Below are 2,795 nucleotides of genomic sequence, written 5' to 3'. Positions count from 1 at the left end.
CGCGCTGTCGGGTGCCAAGGACAACAACCTGCAGTCGGCGCTGAACGTCGTCCGCCAGGCCTACGCCGACCAGAAACTTCGCGTGCAGGTATTGAGCAGCAAGACCCTGCTGGTAAGGCGCATGCCATGAGCGCGGTGTCGGGCATGTTCCGGGGGCCGCGCAGGCTGTCCGAGGCGTCGCAGGACGTCATCCGCAAATCGATGGACTTCGAGTCTTGCGTCATCGCCATGGTCAAGCGCAGTGAGCGCCGGGCCTGGATCGTGGCCATGGTATCGCTGTTCGTCACGGTGTGCCTGGTAGCTGCCATCGTGTACATGCTGCCGCTCAAGGAGAAGGTCCCCTATCTGGTCACGGTCGATCTCAAACGCAGCACCAGCACGCTCACACACCTGCGCGAGGACATGGCCTATTCGGGCATCTACTCGAGCGAGGCACTCAACCGCAGTCAGGTGGCCCGTTTCGTGCAGGCCCGCGAGGGCTACGACTGGGACACGATCAACGAGCACGACTGGGAGTTCGTGGCCGCGATGTCGAATGACGCGGTCAAGGGGCTCTACGTAATGCAGTTCGATGGCAGTCCCAATGCACCGGACAAGAGGTGGGGACGCAGTGTGGCCATCCGCATCAAGGTGAACTCGATTGTGTTTCACGGTCTGGACGAGGAAAAGGACATCCGGCCGACCGGCGCCACGGTGCGTTTCGAGAAGTGGCGTTTTGACAAGTCCAGTGGCAAGAGCGAGTACCTCAGCAGCCATGTGGCCACGTTGAGCTACCAGTACAAAACCCATCTGCGGATGAGCGACAACCTGCGCCTGCGCAATCCTTTGGGCTTTCAGGTGACGGCTTACAAGGTGGACGACGAGTTCAATGCGCCCACGTTTCGCAAAGACGAGATGGCGCGGGGCATTCCGCTGATCGGCGAGGACGAAGGGCAACTGAACCGGGGGGCCGGGGCGGAGAATTCTTCCACCTCGATCGCGACCACCGGCCTGGCTTCGGCCGGCGGGCTACCAGGGGCACCTGGGACGCCTGCCCATGGGCCCTGATCGATGTGCTCGTGGCAGCGCAACGGCGGGTGATGTGCGGGATTCGATGAATGCAAGGGAAGGTCAAGCATGACGGTTCGACAGGTTGCAGGCCGGATACCGATGATCCTGGTCATCGGGTGGGGGGCGTCGATGGCGGCTGCGCAAGAGGTGCGCGAGGTGCCCTACCGGGCCGACCAGGTGGTGCGGGTCAACACCGGTCTGGGCATCGCGACGCAGATCGAGATCAGTCCGCAAGAGCAGGTGAAGGACTTTGGTACCGGCTTCAGCGATGGATGGGAACTGGTTCGGCGCGACAACGTGTTCTACATCCGTCCCAGGAACGTGGATGTCGATACGAATATGTACATCCGCACCAACATGCGCTCATACCTGATCGACCTGAGGGTGTCGGCGACCCGCTGGAAGTCGCTGGAGGAGGCCAAGAATGCCGGTGTGTTCTACAAGGTCCGCTTCGTTTACCCGATTGCGACACCAGACAGGGACAGTGCCATGGCAGCGGCCAATGGGGTGCTGTCGCCCTCTGTCGCGGCACTCAATTCCCAATCCGACTACCACCTGAACTACGACTACGCGACGACGATGCCGGTGCCGACCATCGTGCCGATCCGGGTGTACGACAACCACCAGTTCACCTACCTTCACCTGCCGCCCTTGGCCGGTGTCCCCGCGGTGTTCGGTCGCAATGAACGAGCGGGTGAGGAGTTCCTGGTCAACACCAGGATCGAAGACAACGTCGTTGTTGTCCATGGCGTGTACCCCTATCTGGTGTTGCGTTTGGGAGCTGAAACCGTTGGTCTGAGGAGGAACCCGTGATGAAGCACAGCGCCACTCCGGAATCAGGAGGGAGCCCGATGACCCAGCTATCCGACAACATGCCGCGGCTCTCGGGCGGGGTTTCGCGGGGCCTGAACAAAATGGCACTGGCCTATGTCGCCATCCTCGGGCTGGCGGCGGTCGGGATGACGATGTGGGTGGCCAGCAACGCCTTCTCGGCCGATGACGGGAAGGCACGGCGGGTCGCCTTCGAAGAGGTGTCGGTGCCGGACAAGCCGATCCTGGCGCTGGCATCGCCAGTTGCGCCACCGCCATTGCCGTTGACCGGTGCGCCGGCGCACGCCGTTTCGGCCGGGAGCGATCCGGCGGCGCCGCAGGATGACTTGCTCGTGCGCCGCATGGCCAGCCAGAACAATCTGGTGGCCACTGCCGACCCCGCCACAACGCAAAACCCGTTCTTCGAGGACGAGTATTCGGCGGTCAAGCGTGGTGCGGTGCAGCGGCTGGCCAACGCCGATTTCATCATGGCACGGGGCACCTTCATCCGCTGTGCGCTGGAGACCAGGGTGGTGTCCACGTTGCCGGGCATGGCCTCATGCGTCGTGGTCGAGCCGATCTACTCGGTCAACGGGCGTCGCCTGCTCATCGGGAAAGGGTCCAAGGTCAGCGGTGAGTACAGGTACGTCGATGAAGACGATGACCGCATCGGCATCGTCTGGACGCGGGTGTTGACCACCACCGGATTGGACGTGCGCATCGACAGCCCCGGCACCGATGCACTGGGCGGTACCGGGGTGCCGGGTCACTACGATGGCCACTGGGGCGAGCGTATCGGTGCGGCCATGCTGGTGAGCCTGCTGGCCGATGGCATAGACGCCGGCGCTCAGAAGTTCGCCCACGAGGAGAACCTGCGCGGCCGCTCCACGACGGTCTATGGTGGTGGCTACGTGATGGAACGCCACGACCCCTGG

Annotated in this window: 3 protein-coding genes; all 3 read left to right on the top strand. The window is 63.1% G+C overall.

Features of this window, described 5'->3' with window-relative positions:
* Positions 1-126 precede the first annotated feature (126 nt).
* Positions 127-1,047: a virB8 family protein gene (locus PHQ87_RS15730; protein WP_300236474.1), complete on the top strand. Its 921-nt coding sequence runs from the start codon at positions 127-129 to the stop codon at positions 1,045-1,047.
* A 102-nt stretch (positions 1,048-1,149) separates the two neighbouring features.
* The gene (locus PHQ87_RS15725) at positions 1,150-1,863 is read left to right on the top strand and encodes a TrbG/VirB9 family P-type conjugative transfer protein (RefSeq protein ID WP_300236471.1); all 714 of its coding nucleotides are present in this window, start codon (positions 1,150-1,152) and stop codon (positions 1,861-1,863) included.
* Positions 1,864-1,901: 38 nt separating this feature from the next.
* Positions 1,902-2,795 (top strand): TrbI/VirB10 family protein (locus tag PHQ87_RS15720; protein ID WP_300236468.1); only part of this gene is annotated, 894 nt, incomplete at its 3' end.

This window comes from Hydrogenophaga sp., assembly GCF_028698005.1.
GTDB lineage: Bacteria > Pseudomonadota > Gammaproteobacteria > Burkholderiales > Burkholderiaceae_C > Hydrogenophaga.
Note: the sequence above shows the minus strand (reverse complement) of the source record. Positions and strands in the feature narration are given on the sequence as shown.